This window comes from Sporosarcina soli (genome assembly GCF_042655805.1).
GTDB classification, from domain to species: domain Bacteria; phylum Bacillota; class Bacilli; order Bacillales_A; family Planococcaceae; genus Sporosarcina; species Sporosarcina soli.
This window is the reverse complement of sequence record NZ_JBHSNO010000008.1, coordinates 202,595-219,415: the sequence shown is the minus strand read 5'-3', so window position 1 is coordinate 219,415 and position 16,821 is coordinate 202,595. Positions and strand designations below refer to the sequence as shown.

Here is a 16,821-nt window from a genome sequence, read left to right as displayed (position 1 = left end):
TTGCTTAATTTTTTAATTATTATTTGAATCTTCTAATGAAATTAAATCCTTTATTTACAGGGTTTAATTAGGACTTTTTTTATTTATTCGAATAAATAAAGTTCTCAGTATTGGATTGCATTTTCTAAATGAAAAGAGTATTATTGTTTCAGCGATATATTGTATATATATTTATATTTTTTTACATTTGAGGAGGAAATTTGTATTATGCAACCCAAACTATCGTTTTCATCATATCTAGTTATCGGTGTGATGTTATTCGCTTTATTTTTTGGTGCCGGAAATCTTATTTTCCCTGCACAACTTGGTCAGTATGCTGGGTCAAATTTATGGCTAGCGGTTCTCGGATTTTTAATTACGGGTGTCGGTTTACCGTTTCTCGGAGTATTGGCGATGGGATTTTCGGGAAGCCGAAACCTGCAAGATCTTGCAACTCGAATCCATCCCGTGTATGCAGTGATTTTCACATCACTTCTCTATTTGACGATCGGCCCGTTTTTTGCAGCGCCACGTACAGGGGCTGTTGCGTATGATATCGGAATTGCACCGTTTATTGCCGAGGATTATACACAGCTCGGCTTACTTATTTTTACGTTACTATTTTTTGGTCTTACGCTTTGGCTTTCATTGAACCCGGCTAAAATTGTCGATAATGTTGGGAAAATCTTATCCCCCGGAATCATCATTCTATTGATCGGTTTGTTGATCATGGCCATTGTCAATCCGCTCGGTACAATCGGATCGCCACAAGATGTTTATGCCAATGGTGCCTTCATGAAAGGATTTACAGAAGGTTATAATACGATGGATGCTCTTGCTGCTCTAGTATTCGGAATCATTGTTATCAATGTACTTCAATCAATGGGTGTGACATCAAAACGTGGTATCTTGGCAGCTACAGCGAAAACAGGTGCCGTGGCAACTGCTTTTCTTGCACTCATCTATGTAGGAATTGCCTATTTAGGAGCTACTAGTGTGGAGGAATTTGGCTTGTTTGATACGGGTGGTCCTGTTTTAAGTGAAGCAGCTGCTCACTATCTTGGAACATTCGGACTTGTGTTATTGGCAATCGTTATCATTCTTGCTTGTTTGACAACAGCTATCGGGTTAGTGACGGCTTGTGGGGAATACTTCAATACGCTTATCCCGAAAGTAAGCTATAAAATGTTCGTTATCATCTTTACAGTATTCTGTTTTATAGTGGCAAACTTCGGTTTGGCGAATATCATCACGTATTCCATTCCGGTATTGATGTTCCTTTATCCACTTGCAGTTGTACTGATGTTGCTGACATTCACATCTCCACTCTTCAAACATGCCCGTCTCGTTTATGTAGCGGCGACAATCGTTGCTTTCTTAATCAGTACAGTAGATGGATTGAAAACACTTTGTCAATTACTTGAAATCGACTATTTTGGTTGGTTGGCACCCATTATTACTTTCTATGAAAATGTATTGCCATTCTACCGCGACGGCCTTGGCTGGTTATTGCCAGTTTTAGTGGTCATGCTCATTACAGGAGTAATTGCCCGTCTGACACAAACCGAGACGGTTCAATCATAATGCAGAATAAACCGGTTTCCTCATCGGGAGGAAACCGGTTTTTTTGCTGTGTTTTCATTTAAATGATGGAATTCGTCGATCGCCCGCACCCAGTTGTTGCGCATGATGGCAGATACCCCTTCCGCATCACCCTGTTTCATCAGTTCGATGATACGTGTATGTTCTTCGATCGAGTCTTTTGTCAAGACGATGGAGTTATGGAAGAATAATCGTCTGACATGCACTTGAAGGGTGGGTACCGTCGTTTTGATATACGGATTGTTTGCAGTGTCGACGATAATCTGATGGAATTCCTCATCGATCTTCAAAGCAGAAAAATAATCTTCGGCAAGGACCGCATCTGCAAAGCGTTTATTTGTATGTTCAAGTAGCTCGATTGTTTCCGGTGTAAGATTCGGAATCGCAAGCTCGGCGGACAATGCTTGTAAAGCGGCAAGGGGAGGCAGTAAATCCGAGATGGATTCTTTCTCCACTTCCGTCACTTGAGTTGCTTTTCCGGGATACATTTTTACAAATCGCTGTACTTCGAGCAACTGAAGCGATTCACGGATGGGCGTCCTGCTCACGCCTAATGCCTGGGCCAGTTCTGTATCGTTCAGCTTCTCGCCAGGTTGTAAAGTTCCATCGATAATCCAATCTTGTAGCTGTTCGAAAGCGTTCTCTTTTGCAGTTTTACGTACCGGTTTAGATAGATCGGTAGGTATCGGCATGATGATTCACCATCCTGTATAAGTCAGTATTTTTTTATTATACCGGATTTTGATGAAAGATAAAAGGTATACAATATATTGCATTATGAATTTACTTTTTTAAATGTTGTATCCAAGTATGGGATCAGTTTCTTTGCTGCAATGTACACCCCGTATCCGAGCATAGTGCCCGTAGTGTTCAACCATAAGTCATCAATGTCGCTGCTTCTTGCTTGTGTCAATTGCATTGTTTCGATAAAAAAGGAAATACAGAAGCCGAAAAGCGTCGTTTTCCAAAATCTATTGAATGCTCGCCACAGCATTGGGACAAGAAAACCGATCGGCATGAAGATAAAGATATTTCCCAAAAAGTTGATAATGAATGGTTGCCAGAAGCGCAATTCCGTAATGGCGTAATAATTATCTACAAACACTCTGAATGGAACAAGATTTAGGTTGGTAAAAGACCGCGTAACAACTGGACCTGTATAAAGGAACGTCAGAATGGTTTGAGAGAATAACGCTGTCATGAACAATAAAAAGGCGATTACACCTATTTCATGAAAAAGGTTCGATTTTTGAACGCCGCGTATTCGATTATAGCCGAACCGAGCGAGCAGGATAAAAGGTAATGCCGCAACCATATAAGGAAGCATTTCTCTAATATAACTTAAAATGGCAAACATAAAAATCTCCTAGCTTATTCAAAATGTGCCGCTTAAATTTCCCGTTTGTACTTCAGGGATATGTCCTGATCCTCTTCCCTAGTACCGTAGGTTAGTTCTTCATGTTGAAAGGTGAAGCCTCGTGCCTCATAAAAAGGGATGCCGTGCTGATTCCCCTTGGCTACAGCTACCCACTGTTCCTGTGCACCGTATGTAAACTTTTGGTGTTTCGTGAAAAAATCAAGAAGTCGAGTACCGATACCTTGTCCACGCAGAGAAGGATCGATGTAAAAGACATACACTTCCCCGATGGAAGCATCTGTTATTCCACCTCCGATGACCCCGATAATCGATTTCTCCATTTCTGCTATGAAATAGCCGTGCCAGTCCTTACTAATGAAGACGTTTTCTTGTTCAATACGTTCCACATTGTAATATTGGGCGATTAAGTTTTCGATATATTCATCGGAATAGAGCGTTTTGTAGGTGAACCATTGGCACTTTGCAAGCAGGTCCGCCATAGGTTTTGCATCATGTCTAGTCGCTCTCCGAATCGAAATTGTTTTCATTTTATATAACTCCATTTCTGTAACAATCTTTTCTACTTTGTAATGTGAAAGGAAGATTATTGTAATCTCTCTGTAATAGAAGCTTGTTAATCTAAGTATAGACTAAAAAGCACGGGGGAGAGCATTTGAAGAAAATTCTTGGAGCACTCATCATTACGATTGCGTTATTGGTCACCGGGGCAACGGAGAGTCAGGCGGCTTCTTCGACTTACACGGTACAAAAAGGAGATTCGTTGTATAAAATCTCCAAAAAGTATCAGATATCTGTCTCGGAATTAAAAGCTTGGAACAATTTGAAGTCTGACGTCATTCATCCAAAACAAAAATTGAAGATTACAAAAGAGAAAACAACTGCTAAAGCAGCGACTAAATCAAAAACAGTGGCAAAAGCAAATACGAAGACCCCTTCCCGGTCAGATTCTGAAAAGGTTGTCAAAGAGTTCACCGTCTCGGCAAGTGCATATACGGCAGGCTGTAACGGCTGTACTGGTATCACTGCAACCGGCATTGATCTTAAAAAGAACCCGGATGTGAAAGTTATCGCTGTCGATCCAAAGGTCATTAAACTTGGGACGAAAGTGCATGTGGAAGGGTACGGGTATGCCGTTGCAGCCGATAAAGGAAGCGCCATCAAAGGGAATAAAATCGATGTATTTTTCCCGACTAAGAGCGAAGCGTATAAATGGGGTCGTAAAGACGTCAAAATTAAAATATTGGAATAAACATACAAGAACCAATTTTTCTTCGGAAGAATTGGTTTTTTGGTTGTTTTTGGGCATTCAATTCGTCGGTCTATCAACGAAAGCCACTGTATAGTAGTATGAATGATAGTGGATGAAAGGGGAGAGTTATATGGAAGTGTATATTGTGACGGGTGCTTCAAAAGGAATCGGATATGAACTGGTGAAACAGCTTCGAGAAAAAGGAAACAAGGTGATCGGCATAGCAAGGACGCCCCAAGTAGATTCTAAAGATTTTGTAGTAGCAGATTTGTCGGCTACAGAACATCTTGAAGAGCTACTTTCGAAGATTATTGACGATCATTGCGAAACAGCGACTTCCTTCACGCTTATTAACAATGCTGGGATGGTGGAGCCGATCGGACTGATTGGCGCTGTTGATGCAGACATGATGCGTCAAGCAGTTGCGCTCAATCTGACAGCTCCGATGATTCTTTCAAATATTTTCATTTCAAATTTGGTTGGTTTTGAAGGACAGAAGCGAATTATCAATATTTCATCTGGAGCAGGAAGAAAGGAATATGAGGGCTGGGGAAGCTATTGTGCGACAAAGGCGGGCCTTGACCATTTTTCGCGTGTTGTCGCCTTGGAACAAGCAAGTGTTGACTATCCGGTAGACATCGTTTCCATCGCGCCGGGTATTATTGACACGGGGATGCAGGAAACGATTCGGTCGAGTCATGAAGAGGCATTTCCATTGTTGGATCGGTTTGTCGAATATAAAGAAAAGGGATTATTAAGTAGTGCACAACAAACGGCTGAAAAGTTGATCAGCTTTATGGAAAAAGAAAACTTTCGAAAAGTAGGTCCGATTGCAGATATTCGTCACTTCTGAAAGATGGATGCACGTTATAAAGAAAAGGTTGCCCCACATTAGGCAACCTTTTCTTCTCGTCTAGACTCCGGGAGCCAGACGCTCGGGTCATAAGCCGTTTTGGCTGTGAGGCAAAAAGCGCCTCTTGGGCTCACAGGATGTGGGTCATGCAGTCGTTGCCAATCGAGCAGCGGAGGGTTCGATTTGCCATATTTCTGCGTCCTTTGAAAAAATTAAGGCACTTTCTTTCAGGACGCGGCGAACTTAGACTACGTTCCTTTAAGGCAGGCGCCCTGCGCTTTTGTTCAATCAATCCACTTGTTTGACCGTTTCAAAGTCTCTCATCTTTTCGAGGGCTACGAGGAAAGGTGGGTTGTTGCGCTGATTTAACAATTCGTAGCGAATGACGTGGACGTCCGCTTGGTGCAGTGTTTTTACATAGCTGAGCAATGCGTCCCGCTCTTCTTTTCCGCCTTCATGACCATCATAGACAGAGATAGCAATGATGCCGCCTTTTTTTAATAGGCCGAGTAACGTATGGATTGCTTTAATCGTCGTTTCTGGTTTCGTCACGATTGACAAATCATCGCTATAAGGCAAATAGCCGAGGTTGAAAACGGCGCCGCCAATCGGTCCTGTTACGTATTGTTCAACATTATCATGGCTATCGAGAATAAGCGAAACGCGTTCATTCAGTTCCCCTAGACGTTCAGCTGTCGAGTCCAGGGCGGCTTGTTGGATATCGAACGCGTAAACATGTCCTTCGGCTCCAACATGTTCGGCCAGAAAGAGGGTATCGTTCCCATTACCGGCTGTTGCATCGACAACTGTTTCACCTGCCACGATCGTTTCACTGAGTAGATATTTTGAAAATGGAAGTACGCGAAGCAGTTTCATTGTTGTTCCACCGCCTTTGCATAGTGCTTTCCTTGCCAGCTGCCGCGTCGTACGAGTTCTTTGTCGATCCCGTTTAGCACTTCCCATTTCGTTACACTCCACATCGGCCCGATTAATAAGTCAATCGGTCCGTCACCTGTAATGCGGTGAACGATCATTTCTGGAGGTAAGATTTCAAGTTGATCGGCAACAAGGTTGATATATTGTTCTTTTTCTAGGAACTCCAATTGTCCTTTTTCATATTGTTTGACCATCGGCGTTCCCTTCAATAGGTGTAGGAGATGTATTTTGATGCCTTGAACATCAAGTTTTGCAACTTCACGCGCTGTCTCCATCATCATATCGTAATCTTCGAGTGGCAAGCCGTTGATGATGTGCGAACAAACGCGAATCCCATGCTTGCGAAGCTTCTCGACCCCTTCCACATAGGTTGCGAAATCATGTGCACGATTAATAAGCTTAGCAGTTTTTTCATGGACGGTCTGTAGGCCAAGTTCCACCCACAGGTATGTCCGTTTATTCAGCTCTGCCAAGTATTCGACAACATCATCCGGCAAGCAATCTGGACGGGTTGCGATGGATAAGGCGACGACCCCTTCTTGTGTAAGAGCTGCCTCAAATTTCTCCTTCAGTTTAGGCAGGGGAGCATGCGTATTCGTATAGGCTTGGAAATAAGCCATATACTTGCCGTCTTTCCATTTTTGGTGCATCTTATCACGGATTTCTGCAAATTGGATGTCAATCGGATCGACGCGATCACCTGCAAAGTCACCGGATCCCGCAACACTGCAAAATGTGCAACCGCCAAACGCGACAGTCCCATCCCGATTGGGACAATCAAACCCTGCATCCAATGCCACTTTAAATACTTTGAAACCAAATTCATCTTTTAGATGACGTGACCATGTATGATAACGTTTCCCTTCGGAAGGGAACGGTAACTCGATGTTTTCCATATGGTTCAACTCCTCTAACAGTAGATTGTATCATGTTTCTGGGGATGCTGTATCATCTGAATTGCTGAACTTTTCCTGTTCTCCTTGTCGAAATGATAGGAAAAGCATACACTCTAAGTAAGTTTATTGTAGAAAGGAGATGATGGCATGCCTAAAAAGGTTTGGTTGCTCATTATCGGTATGCTGATCAATGTCATGGGGAATTCATTTCTATGGCCATTGAACACCATCTATATGCATGATTATTTAGGCAAGTCGTTATCCGTTGCAGGGCTTGTCCTCATGGCGAATTCGGGAGCTGGCGTTGTCGGGAATTTGCTTGGGGGAGTACTATTTGACCGGATCGGCGGATTTAAATCAATCCTCTCAGGGATCATCATCTCCATATTTGCTCTTGTAGGTCTAGTTTTTTGGCATGGATGGCCTCATTATGTATGGTTTTTAACATTGCTCGGCTTTGGCGGCGGTATTATTTTCCCGAGTATGTTTGCGATGGTTGGAACGCTTTGGCCAGAGGGCGGACGGAAAGCATTCAATTCGATTTATCTTGCTCAGAACGTCGGCGTTGCGATTGGCCCTGCTTTAGCTGGACTAGTTGCCTCTATAAGTATCGATTATATATTTTCAGCAAATCTCTTTTTTTATGTCTTCTTTTTCATGCTCGCTTTTTTTGGTTATCGAAATTTGGAAATCGCACCGGATCGCCATACGAGTGTTATAAAAGAGCGAAAGAAAATACAGCAAAAAGCTCCATTTTACGCATTGCTTATCATTTCAGGTGGGTATCTGATCATGTGGCTTGCCTATTCTCAATGGGTGACTACGATTTCAGCGCATGCCTTGTCCATCGGCATTACGTTGAGACAATATAGTTTGCTATGGACAGTCAATGGCTTGCTGATCGTACTTGGGCAACCGCTCATCAAGCCAATTATCAGGCGATTGGAGCACCGGATCAAGGCTCAGATGCTTTTAGGTCTCATCATTTTTATCGCATCCTTTATCGTGCTCAGTTTTGCCGGCACTTTCAAGGTATTCGTCGTTGCTATGGTGATTTTGACATTTGGCGAAATGTTCGTTTGGCCTGCGGTTCCAACGATTGCTAATCAGCTGTCGCCGAAAGGGAGAGATGGTTTTTATCAAGGGATCGTGAACTCCTTTGCGACGATCGGTCGGATGCTTGGGCCATTTTTCGGAGGGGTCCTTGCAGACCAGTATGGGGTGCAAGTGATGCTATTCGTGATCACAGCCTTTTTGCTCATCCCGATTTGCACAAGCCTCTTCTATGATCGACCTTTAAGAAAGGTAGGGGGGCAGTCGGAGTATGAAGGATAGGATTCAAAAGAGGACCCTTTTCGGGATCCTCTTTTTTTTGCCTATACTTTGTTGGCGTTACCGTGGCAATTAGATATTTTTCAATAGCTTGGCTGGGTTTCCGGGTTACTCCATTAATTCAATTGATAAGTTTATTTGGTAGATTTTTCTCGGTCTTCCTCGTCCTGGTGGTTGTTCTTCGCCGTTCACTTTTGCAAACCCAGCCACTTCCAATTGTTTTAAAAGCCTGCTAGCCGTTCTTAACGATACATTGAAAGCTTCGGCAAGTTGGTGGACGGTTAACTGATCATTGTTATTTTGTTGCAACAAGGAGACAAGGCGGGAAATCGTAACCGCGCTTAAATTTGCTTTAGTGGAGATTGCTTTTAATCGATCATCTTCTAAACTTGTCGTGAAAGTAAGCGGTGAACTATCTACATGTTGAAGTGGACCATGAATATCCCCATTTGGAAAAGTGATATAGGCGCAGGAACTTTTCTTAAGTTCTGCGAATTTCATTGCTTTTTCGGCAAAATACTCCGCTTTTGAATTGTCAACACCAATGCCTATTCCTATAGAAATTCGATTTCCCAATTCTTCTTCCAATTTATGAATGAGTGGAAAACTCCGGAATCCATTCGTATACTTTTTAAATTCCAATTTATTTGTATAAATATTTGCCTGATTGTCATTAGCGAAAGTCAAAGATAATTTCAGATCTTCACAGAAATTAAGTATGTTTTGTTCAAATTTTAACTTTTGCCGATAAAAATCGTAGCGGGTTTGAGGTCTACGATCAGACTCATGCCATTTAATCATCATCGCAACGGTTTGCAAATGACTATTAAGCAAAATCTGTGAATTGGCGTATAGAAGTTCGAGTGCTGCATTGACTGAAGCATGGGTCGGCATGACCCGTTTAACGGGGACGTTTCTCTTTTTTAACTCCTCCGCAACACTTGTTATACATGTAATAGCATATTTACTTTTTCCTTCATTGTAAAATCCTTCATGAACATCCGCCCATTCAGTTGTTGAAAAGGTGGAGTGTCCTTCCACTGTAATGATATTTTCTTCAAATATATGTACTTCTTTCAACGACTCATGCACTTCTGACTGACTCAATACATCAATGGTAAATGGGGTAAAGGAGGGAAGTGCTCCTGCATTTTCCATTGCTAATTCATACAAAGTCTTATAAAGTGCAGAGCCATCAAAGCGAAGGATAATAGGGATTACATTTTCATTTTGGAAAGAAGCAGGTCTGTTTTCCAAATAAACTTTATAAGCCATTTGCCCCGTGAAAAACAGCAGATCGCAGTTATGTAATTGAGTTGTATCAAGTTTGCTCGTTTCTTCCACCTGTTGGATTATAAAAGGCTTGAATTCAATGTTTTTAAGTTTTTGTAAATTCGTTTGATCGGCAACTTGTCTGACCAAGTCTTTCGGACCTATTATGCCAACTACTAATTTTGTCACCATTAGAAATAAGCCTCCTTTCAGTTTCACTATTCATTCCACTTGCTATTAGTATATAGGCCAAACTTTCAGAATGAAAGAAAGACTGCTTTACCTTTTGAAGCGCATGACGGATAAATTCCACTTGTATAACTATTCGGAAAAGGAGCTTGCAATTTCGAAATAAATGCCCTACTATATGGTTAATCACTAAATTAAAGACTATTAATCAACCTTGTCAATAATTAATTGTTGAGTGAAAAAGTTGTGCTGAAAAACGAGTAAAGGGGACTAACAAATGACAGAGACAGTTTTGACAGTTGGACATTTTATCAATGGGGTAGAAGAGAGCCTGGCTGCAAATGATTTTCCCTCTTATAATCCGGCTACGGGTCAAGAAATAGCGCGTGTCTCATCAGGGACGGAGAAGGATGTCGATCGAGCTGTCCAATCGGCAAAACAGGCTTTTGAAAAATGGAAAAACATGAGCCCGTCTGAAAAAGGGGATATTTTGAGAAATATTGCGCGAAGGGTCCGAAAAGATCGAGCGATTTTTGGACGAACGGACACAATGGATGCAGGTCGGCCGATTAGTCATACGACTTATGGCGATACAGAAGCGGTGGCAAGATTATTTGATTTTTTTGCTGCCCTTCCCGAGTATGCAAGGGGAGCGACTATCCCGACCTCTTCGTCATTCTTAAATTATTCAGTTAGAGAACCGTACGGAGTGATCGGTGCGATCGTCCCATGGAATTATCCGATGATCAATGTCGCAACAAAAATTGCCCCCATTTTAGCGTGTGGTAACACAGTTGTCCTTAAAAGCGCTGAACAAGCACCTCTAGCCGCAATTCTGTTAGCTAAAATTGCAGTCGAAGAAGGCTTGCCTCCTGGCGTATTCAATGTAGTCAACGGAGGGCCGGAAACAGGGGAAGCGCTTGTTTCACATCCGGATATTAAGAAAGTAACTTTTACAGGCTCTTCGATAGTAGGACAAAAGATTTTGGCAAATAATAGTGGCATTAAATCTTCTACGCTTGAATTAGGCGGGAAAACTGCGAATATCGTTTTTCCGGATGCCACAATGGATGCCGCGGTAGAAGGCACTTTATTTACCGCATTCATGAATCAAGGGCAAACCTGTACAGCGGGGACAAGACTTCTCATCCATGAGGCTATTCAAGAACAATTTCTAGAAAAATTATTGAACCGGGTCAAAGAGTTAAGAATCGGTGATCCTTTTGACGAACAAACACAAATTGGCGCTGTAATCACAGAGAAGCAGTTAAAGAGAATTGAAGATTACATAGAGATTGGAAAAGCTGAAGGGGCTACTCTATTATGTGGCGGTGAACGATTGCACCTAGAAGGGTTTGAGAACGGTTACTTTATGAGTCCGACTATTTTCACAGATGTATCGCCTGATATGCGAATTGCGCAGGAAGAAATATTCGGTCCTATCCTTTCTGTCATCAGCTTTAAAGATGAGGAAGAGGCTTTGGAAATTGCCAATGGGACGAGATATGGACTGGCAACGAGCTTGTGGACGAACGACGTGAAAAAAGTGCATGATTTGGCAAGTAAATTTGAATCCGGAATTGTTTGGATCAATACCGTCCACACACTTTCCCCTAGCTCCGGTTATGGCGGATATAAGGATAGCGGAATTGGGCTCGAGGAAGGGATGGAGGCAATGGAGCAGTATATGCGACTGAAAACAATTTGGGTGAATTACGGCGAGTATGTCGGACCATTTCAAAACAAGTGAGGGAGAGAATCAGATGAATCCGAATGATTTTAAAGAAGGGTTTCAAGCGCGCGAAGAAGTGCTAGGGAAAGAAAATGTGGAAAATTTCATTGCAAATACGAATGATTTTAATCGTTCTTTTCACGAGTTGGCAATGAAGTATTGTTGGGGGGATATTTGGAATCGTCCCGGTCTTGATCGTAAGACGAGAAGCTTAGTCAATATCGCTCTTTTAACGGCTTTAAATTATCAGCATGAATTGAAAATCCATCTTGACGGTGCAATCAGAAATGGGTGTACAAAAATAGAAATTGAAGAAGTGCTCTTACAATGTGCTGTTTACTGTGGCGTACCAGCAGCAGGAAATAGCATTGCGACGGCCATGGAGTATTTTAATTCAAAGGAAACAAACGATTAACTTCGTTCAATGTCAAGGGGGGCGCTGAAATGACGACAATTGGAATAATTGGTTGTGGATTAATGGGAAAAGGTATTACAAAATGTTATGTAGGTGAACAATATAAGGTTGTAGTTTATGATCCTGATCTAGCAACAGTGGAATGGATTAAGCAAAATGGGGCAATTGCAGCCGCTTCGCTTCAGGAACTTAGCAGCGAAGCGTCAATTGTCATTGCCTCATTGCCAACAGTAGACATTGTGAATGACTCTTTCTTGGGAGAAAATGGGGTTTTTAATACGATTCAAGAAGGCGCAGTCATTATTGATATGAGTACGACAGATGCGGATACGGCCATTCAGTTAGCAAATCAAGCAAAACGTAAAAATCTTTATTATTTTGACAGCCCGGTAAGTGGGGGACCAGATGGAGCGAATAATGGTACTCTTACGTTGATGATAGGCGGAGATCGCGATAAGTTTGAAGAAATAAAGCCGATCTTACGGGTTGTTGGAAAAGATCTTCATTACTTGGGTGAAAGTGGAAACGGGCAAATTGCCAAGCTATGTAATAATATGATCGTATCTTCAATGATCCTCAGTCTTGGTGAGGCATTTATCACCGCGGAAAAGGCGGGGCTTAGTCGTGAGAAACTTTCTGAAGTACTTTCGACAGGAAGCGCTACAAAAGTTTTCGAAGTATTTGGGCAAAATATTATTCAAAAAGAATATGAAAACGTCTTGTTTAGTTTGAATCATATGCATAAAGATCTGTCTCTATATATGAAGACAGCGGCTTCTTTCGCTTCCCCCTCCTTCTTAGGTTCTCTTTCTTATCAGCTCTTTGAAGCGGCAAAAGCAACAGGAAAAGGTTTCAAAGATACAACATCCGCTATTGAAGTGATCGAGAGCTTATCATAGAATAATGAAGTGAGGAGGCGTGTTATGAAACAGAAAAAAGAAATGAGTATGGCGAAAAATTGGAAACTACATATAATTGTGCTAATTTTCGTCTTACTCGGTGAAGCAATCGGAGTTAAACAGTTTAACTTAGGAGTTGGAACTGTTGCCTTATTCCCGATGCTCTATGTGTTAATATTGGGTGGAATTGTCAGCTTCCCAAAGTTGAAGCTTTTGAACGAAGCGCAAATGAAAAAAGCTGCAGGAATATTGGGTATATCGTTCATGTTATTTGTCGCGAAGTTGGGCACGATGCTCGGTCCATCCCTTCCGAAAATTTTCGAAGCTGGGTTTTCGTTGGCATTTCAGGAAGTCGGACATGTTATCGGAACGATTGCCATAGGCTTGCCGATTGCATTGCTGATCGGCATGAAGCGAGAAGCGATTGGTGCAACATTCTCCATAGATAGGGAGCCAAACTTGGCGATTATTTCAGAAAAGTATGGCGCTGACTCACCTGAAGGTAGGGGAGCGTTAGGTGTCTATGTGTGTGGAACGGTATTCGGTGCCATTTATTTGGCGATACTTGCAGGATTTTTAGGAAGTCTTGGCATTCTGCATCCAATTTCTTTGGCGATGGGCGCTGGTGTCGGATCCGGAAGTATGATGGCGGCTGCTTCTGGTGCACTTGCGGTCACCTTCCCGGATGATGCAGAAGATATCGCTCTATTTGCAGCGGCAGCCAACTTGATCACGACCATTTTGGGAACTTATATTTGCGTATTTTTCTCTCTACCTGTAACAGCTCGTCTATACGAATGGCTTGAGCCGAAAATTGGACGCACGCGCAAGGAGGGAGCAAAATAATGATTGAAAAATCTAAAGTACTCGCTTTGATCGGGGTCATTGCTATCTTGGGGAACTGGGTCGGTTATGGGGTATCTCCGATAGCGGCATTGCCAGGAATGATTGTTATTGTCATCATTACCATTATCGGCTTAGCATTGAATGCCGTTTTACCAAAGATGCCGTCTGTCATATGGATTTCGCTCATTGCACTCATTGTAACGACTCCCATCTTCCCTGGAAATGGATGGCTCGTGGAAAAGACTGGGGAAATTAATTTTATGGCACTGGCAACACCGATTTTAGCCTATGCAGGACTTTCGCTTGGTAAAGATCTGGAGAGCTTTAAAAAGCTAGGCTGGCGCATTGTCGTTATCTCACTCGTTGTATATACGGGGACATTCCTTTTCGCAGCATTGTTTGCAGAAATTGTATTTAAAATACAAGGAAGATTCTAAAATTCTACTAAAAAGGTCCTGAACAAATTTGAATTGTTTAGGGCTTTTTTGGTTTCTTCACTGATTGGTTTTATCCTCTTAAGATTACAGACTTCTCACAACGAATACATTTGTCGATTTGGACGTATAATCCTTGTGAGTCAAGAAATCTCGCAAAAGTAAACTGGTTTCCAAGATTACCTTTTTGATCTAACGTCTTACTGTTAGTAGCCGAAAGACTTTGATATAAGGCATGAAAGCACTCTTATTCCAGGGTAAAGAAGTTAAACTATTCTTCTGCAGAAGAGGTTGAGAGGAAAATAAGCCTAAATTAAAATGCCAGATTTACTCTGGGAAAATACAAATTTCGGGGGAATGGTGATGGGGATCTTAAGTATGATCGGTCTTATCGGTGGCTTGGCATTACTGATCTTTTTGACGATGAAAGGGGTTAATATTTTAATTGTCGGACCGATATCTGCACTCTTTGTTGCCATAATGAGTGGGATGCCATTATTTTCACAGCTTGCTATAGGGGATGAAGCAAACTTTGTTACGAGCTATATGACGGGGTTCACGGGATTTATCATGTCATGGTATTTGATGTTCTTGCTCGGTGCTGTATTCGGAAAAGCGATGGAAGATAGCGGAGCTGCGGATGCTGTCGCCAAATGGTTTGTCGAGACATTAGGGATGAAATATGCAGTTTTAGCAATCGTTGCGGCATGTGCTGTTTTGACGTATGGCGGGGTAAGTTTGTTTGTCGTTGCCTTTTCTGTTTATCCGATGGCGATTTCTCTGTTTAAACAAGCTGATTTGCCAAGAAGGTTCATACCTGCGACGCTTGCACTTGGTTCTGTAACCTTTACGATGACATCAGCAGGTTCGCCGGAAATTCAGAACTGGATTCCTATCGAATTTTTAGGGACGTCTCCGTGGGCAGGTTGGCAAGTTAGTGCGATTGTCGCGGTTTTTATGGCTGTATTTGGCTATTGGTGGTTAAAAAAGATGGTCACCAAAGCTCTAAACAGAGGAGAACGGTTCTTAGATCGGGAAACGGATCCGAACTTCGATACGACACGCGAGTTGCCAAATCCGTTCTTGTCAATGATTCCTCTGCTTGTTGTATTAGGAATATCATTTGCTTTCCATGATTCCCTTGCACAATCCGCATTGATCGTTGCACTTTTAGGCGGAGTCATCACGACCTACTTTGTAGGACGCAAATACTCAGCTAATTTCGGAGGGGCTGTCTCTGCCGGCACTCTTGGGGCCATCGTTGCCATTGGGAATACAGCAGCAGTCGTCGGTTTTGGAGGAGTGGCAAAAAATGTTCCTGCTTTCCAGACGGCGGTGGATGCAATGACGAGTATCCCGGGCTCTCCGTTAATCGGTGCAGCAATTGCCGTTTCCGTTATTGCGGGGATGACAGGATCTTCATCGGGAGGTCAGGCAATTGCATTACCGTTATTGGCGCCACACTATATGGATATGGGCGTCAATCCAGAAGCCTTGCACCGCGTTGTGGCGATTTCCTCGGGTGCACTTGATTCACTTCCGCATAATGGTTATGTTGTAACGACAATCCAGTCGATTTGTGGTGAAACGCATCGTGCTGCGTATGGAGCAGTCGGGGCAGTAACCGTTATAGTTCCAGCCATTGGTGTTGTCATCGCTATTGTTTTATTCTCATTGGGACTAGGGATATAATAAAATATGAAAATAGCCGCTGATGGCGGCTTTTTTAACGGTTCGAATTAATTGATTTGAGGGGGAGAATGGACATGGTAAAAGGGAAAGTGCTTTTGATTACGGGGGCTGCTCGGGGGATCGGGTTTGAAATTGCGAAAGAATTTTCACAGGCCGGGGCTAAAGTAGTACTGACCGATTTAAATGGGGATGCTGTGGAGAAAGCGGCAGCCAGTCTTGGGAAAGATGCGATCGGTTTGAATTGCGATGTCACTTCTGAATCCGAGTTGCAACAAGCGATGGATGATGCGATCGAACAATTTGGACGTATCGATATATTAATCAATAATGCGGGGATGCAACATGTCGCTTTGCTCGAAGATTTTCCGACTGAAAAATTTGAACTGCTTGTAAAAATCATGTTGACGGCCCCCTTTGTGGCGACGAAACTTGTGCTGCCACATATGCGGAAGAATGGTTTTGGACGTATTATCAATATGGCATCGATTAATGGCTTGGTCGGCTTTGCAGGAAAAGCCGCTTACAATTCTGCCAAGCATGGTGTCATTGGATTGACGAAAGTGGCGGCATTGGAGACTGCAGCGGACGGAATAACCGTTAATGCCATTTGTCCAGGCTATGCGGACACGCCGCTCGTTCGCAATCAGTTGCAAGATTTAGCGGAAACAAGGAATGTTCCGCTGGAGTCGGTGCTGGAAGAAGTGATTTACCCGCTCGTGCCCCAAAGACGGCTGTTGGATGTAAAGGAAATAGCGGATTTGGCGCTGTTTTTATCCAGTGAAGGGGCGAAAGGGATGACCGGGCAAGCCGTCGTGCTTGACGGCGGGTATACAGTTCAATGAAAGCTTGTAATTCACCAACAATTCGGGTACACTGTAACCAATAGTTTGGGCGTTGAAGAGGATTAGTAATCTGTACGATCGATTTTAGAGAGCAGGCGGTTGGTGAAAGCTTGTACGACGAAGATGAACTCGCCTACGAGCCTGCATTGGTGAATGATTAGTAATCAATGCCGTTTTCCGCGTTAAGGATTCAAGTTGGGCGGCTTTGTCGTCAATTTGGGTGGTACCGCGGGAGTATGGATAAAACTCTCGTCCCTTCTTTTGTTAAGGGACGA

Annotated in this window: 17 protein-coding genes and 1 other annotated feature; of the genes, 11 read left to right on the top strand and 6 right to left on the bottom strand. The window is 42.8% G+C overall.

Features of this window, described 5'->3' with window-relative positions; translation table 11 throughout:
- The first annotated feature begins 207 nt into the window (after positions 1-207).
- Entirely contained in the window at positions 208-1,563 is a 1,356-nt protein-coding gene (gene brnQ / locus ACFPRA_RS16300; RefSeq protein ID WP_381436982.1) for a branched-chain amino acid transport system II carrier protein, read from the top strand.
- A 20-nt stretch (positions 1,564-1,583) separates the two neighbouring features.
- Here brnQ and ACFPRA_RS16295 read toward each other — a convergent pair whose 3' ends face one another.
- The 3 genes from ACFPRA_RS16295 to ACFPRA_RS16285 all read right to left on the bottom strand — a co-directional run bounded on the left by ACFPRA_RS16295 (position 1,584) and on the right by ACFPRA_RS16285 (position 3,486).
- Positions 1,584-2,273 carry a GntR family transcriptional regulator gene (locus tag ACFPRA_RS16295; RefSeq protein WP_381436979.1) on the bottom strand — a complete coding sequence of 230 codons (690 nt, stop codon included), beginning with the start codon at positions 2,271-2,273 and terminating at the stop codon, positions 1,584-1,586.
- Positions 2,274-2,356: 83 nt separating this feature from the next.
- Positions 2,357-2,938 carry a VanZ family protein gene (locus ACFPRA_RS16290; RefSeq protein ID WP_381436976.1) on the bottom strand — a complete coding sequence of 194 codons (582 nt, stop codon included), beginning with the start codon at positions 2,936-2,938 and terminating at the stop codon, positions 2,357-2,359.
- Positions 2,939-2,970: 32 nt separating this feature from the next.
- On the bottom strand, positions 2,971-3,486 hold the full coding sequence (locus ACFPRA_RS16285; RefSeq protein ID WP_381436974.1) for a GNAT family N-acetyltransferase: 516 nt from the start codon (positions 3,484-3,486) through the stop codon (positions 2,971-2,973).
- Positions 3,487-3,611: 125 nt separating this feature from the next.
- Here ACFPRA_RS16285 and ACFPRA_RS16280 point away from each other — a divergent pair, with 125 nt between their 5' ends.
- Positions 3,612-4,208, top strand: a complete 597-nt coding sequence (locus tag ACFPRA_RS16280) for a 3D domain-containing protein (protein WP_381436970.1) — start codon at positions 3,612-3,614, stop codon at positions 4,206-4,208.
- A gap of 130 nt (positions 4,209-4,338) precedes the next feature.
- The gene (locus ACFPRA_RS16275) at positions 4,339-5,061 is read left to right on the top strand and encodes an SDR family NAD(P)-dependent oxidoreductase (protein WP_381436966.1); all 723 of its coding nucleotides are present in this window, start codon (positions 4,339-4,341) and stop codon (positions 5,059-5,061) included.
- A gap of 288 nt (positions 5,062-5,349) precedes the next feature.
- On the opposite strand, the gene mnmM is transcribed toward ACFPRA_RS16275, so the two are convergent.
- Positions 5,350-5,937 (bottom strand): tRNA 5-(aminomethyl)-2-thiouridylate-methyltransferase MnmM, encoded by a 588-nt coding sequence (mnmM, locus tag ACFPRA_RS16270; RefSeq protein ID WP_381436963.1) that lies wholly within the window; start codon positions 5,935-5,937, stop codon positions 5,350-5,352.
- A complete protein-coding gene (gene mnmL / locus ACFPRA_RS16265; protein WP_381436960.1) occupies positions 5,934-6,893 on the bottom strand; it encodes a tRNA modification radical SAM protein MnmL/YtqA in 960 nt (319 codons plus the stop codon). Before mnmL ends, mnmM begins: the two co-directional genes overlap by 4 nt.
- Before the next feature lie 147 nt (positions 6,894-7,040).
- Here mnmL and ACFPRA_RS16260 point away from each other — a divergent pair, with 147 nt between their 5' ends.
- Positions 7,041-8,228: an MDR family MFS transporter gene (locus tag ACFPRA_RS16260; protein WP_381436957.1), complete on the top strand. Its 1,188-nt coding sequence runs from the start codon at positions 7,041-7,043 to the stop codon at positions 8,226-8,228.
- A 105-nt stretch (positions 8,229-8,333) separates the two neighbouring features.
- On the opposite strand, the gene ACFPRA_RS16255 is transcribed toward ACFPRA_RS16260, so the two are convergent.
- Positions 8,334-9,689, bottom strand: coding sequence for an HTH domain-containing protein (locus ACFPRA_RS16255; RefSeq protein WP_381436954.1), 1,356 nt, complete (start codon positions 9,687-9,689; stop codon positions 8,334-8,336).
- A 274-nt stretch (positions 9,690-9,963) separates the two neighbouring features.
- Between ACFPRA_RS16255 and ACFPRA_RS16250 the strand changes: the two genes are divergently transcribed.
- The 7 genes from ACFPRA_RS16250 (at position 9,964) to ACFPRA_RS16220 (ending at position 16,546) form a co-directional block, all read left to right on the top strand.
- Positions 9,964-11,436 (top strand): aldehyde dehydrogenase family protein, encoded by a 1,473-nt coding sequence (locus tag ACFPRA_RS16250; RefSeq protein ID WP_381436951.1) that lies wholly within the window; start codon positions 9,964-9,966, stop codon positions 11,434-11,436.
- 13 nt (positions 11,437-11,449) lie between these two features.
- On the top strand, positions 11,450-11,833 hold the full coding sequence (locus ACFPRA_RS16245; protein ID WP_381436948.1) for a carboxymuconolactone decarboxylase family protein: 384 nt from the start codon (positions 11,450-11,452) through the stop codon (positions 11,831-11,833).
- 29 nt (positions 11,834-11,862) lie between these two features.
- Positions 11,863-12,732, top strand: a complete 870-nt coding sequence (locus ACFPRA_RS16240; RefSeq protein WP_381436945.1) for an NAD(P)-dependent oxidoreductase — start codon at positions 11,863-11,865, stop codon at positions 12,730-12,732.
- A 24-nt stretch (positions 12,733-12,756) separates the two neighbouring features.
- Positions 12,757-13,578, top strand: coding sequence for a DUF3100 domain-containing protein (locus ACFPRA_RS16235; RefSeq protein ID WP_381436942.1), 822 nt, complete (start codon positions 12,757-12,759; stop codon positions 13,576-13,578).
- Positions 13,578-14,015: a hypothetical protein gene (locus ACFPRA_RS16230; protein WP_381436940.1), complete on the top strand. Its 438-nt coding sequence runs from the start codon at positions 13,578-13,580 to the stop codon at positions 14,013-14,015. Before ACFPRA_RS16235 ends, ACFPRA_RS16230 begins: the two co-directional genes overlap by 1 nt.
- 366 nt (positions 14,016-14,381) lie before the next feature.
- The gene (locus ACFPRA_RS16225; protein WP_381437585.1) at positions 14,382-15,704 is read left to right on the top strand and encodes a GntP family permease; all 1,323 of its coding nucleotides are present in this window, start codon (positions 14,382-14,384) and stop codon (positions 15,702-15,704) included.
- Positions 15,705-15,778: 74 nt separating this feature from the next.
- Positions 15,779-16,546, top strand: a complete 768-nt coding sequence (locus tag ACFPRA_RS16220; RefSeq protein ID WP_381436937.1) for a 3-hydroxybutyrate dehydrogenase — start codon at positions 15,779-15,781, stop codon at positions 16,544-16,546.
- A gap of 43 nt (positions 16,547-16,589) precedes the next feature.
- Positions 16,590-16,806, top strand: a binding site (T-box leader).
- Positions 16,807-16,821 lie beyond the last annotated feature (15 nt).

What these genes read in the sequence shown, in the direction of transcription:
- ACFPRA_RS16220 (WP_381436937.1), top strand. Translation starts at nt 15,779, where the DNA reads ATGGTAAAAGGGAAAGTGCTTTTGATTACGGGGGCTGCTCGGGGGATC.
- ACFPRA_RS16255 (WP_381436954.1), bottom strand. Translation starts at nt 9,689, where the DNA reads ATGGTGACAAAATTAGTAGTTGGCATAATAGGTCCGAAAGACTTGGTC.
- ACFPRA_RS16230 (WP_381436940.1), top strand. Translation starts at nt 13,578, where the DNA reads ATGATTGAAAAATCTAAAGTACTCGCTTTGATCGGGGTCATTGCTATC.
- ACFPRA_RS16290 (WP_381436976.1), bottom strand. Translation starts at nt 2,938, where the DNA reads ATGTTTGCCATTTTAAGTTATATTAGAGAAATGCTTCCTTATATGGTT.
- ACFPRA_RS16250 (WP_381436951.1), top strand. Translation starts at nt 9,964, where the DNA reads ATGACAGAGACAGTTTTGACAGTTGGACATTTTATCAATGGGGTAGAA.
- ACFPRA_RS16275 (WP_381436966.1), top strand. Translation starts at nt 4,339, where the DNA reads ATGGAAGTGTATATTGTGACGGGTGCTTCAAAAGGAATCGGATATGAA.
- ACFPRA_RS16285 (WP_381436974.1), bottom strand. Translation starts at nt 3,486, where the DNA reads ATGAAAACAATTTCGATTCGGAGAGCGACTAGACATGATGCAAAACCT.
- ACFPRA_RS16295 (WP_381436979.1), bottom strand. Translation starts at nt 2,273, where the DNA reads ATGCCGATACCTACCGATCTATCTAAACCGGTACGTAAAACTGCAAAA.
- ACFPRA_RS16235 (WP_381436942.1), top strand. Translation starts at nt 12,757, where the DNA reads ATGAAACAGAAAAAAGAAATGAGTATGGCGAAAAATTGGAAACTACAT.
- brnQ (WP_381436982.1), top strand. Translation starts at nt 208, where the DNA reads ATGCAACCCAAACTATCGTTTTCATCATATCTAGTTATCGGTGTGATG.
- ACFPRA_RS16240 (WP_381436945.1), top strand. Translation starts at nt 11,863, where the DNA reads ATGACGACAATTGGAATAATTGGTTGTGGATTAATGGGAAAAGGTATT.
- mnmL (WP_381436960.1), bottom strand. Translation starts at nt 6,893, where the DNA reads ATGGAAAACATCGAGTTACCGTTCCCTTCCGAAGGGAAACGTTATCAT.
- ACFPRA_RS16245 (WP_381436948.1), top strand. Translation starts at nt 11,450, where the DNA reads ATGAATCCGAATGATTTTAAAGAAGGGTTTCAAGCGCGCGAAGAAGTG.
- mnmM (WP_381436963.1), bottom strand. Translation starts at nt 5,937, where the DNA reads ATGAAACTGCTTCGCGTACTTCCATTTTCAAAATATCTACTCAGTGAA.
- ACFPRA_RS16260 (WP_381436957.1), top strand. Translation starts at nt 7,041, where the DNA reads ATGCCTAAAAAGGTTTGGTTGCTCATTATCGGTATGCTGATCAATGTC.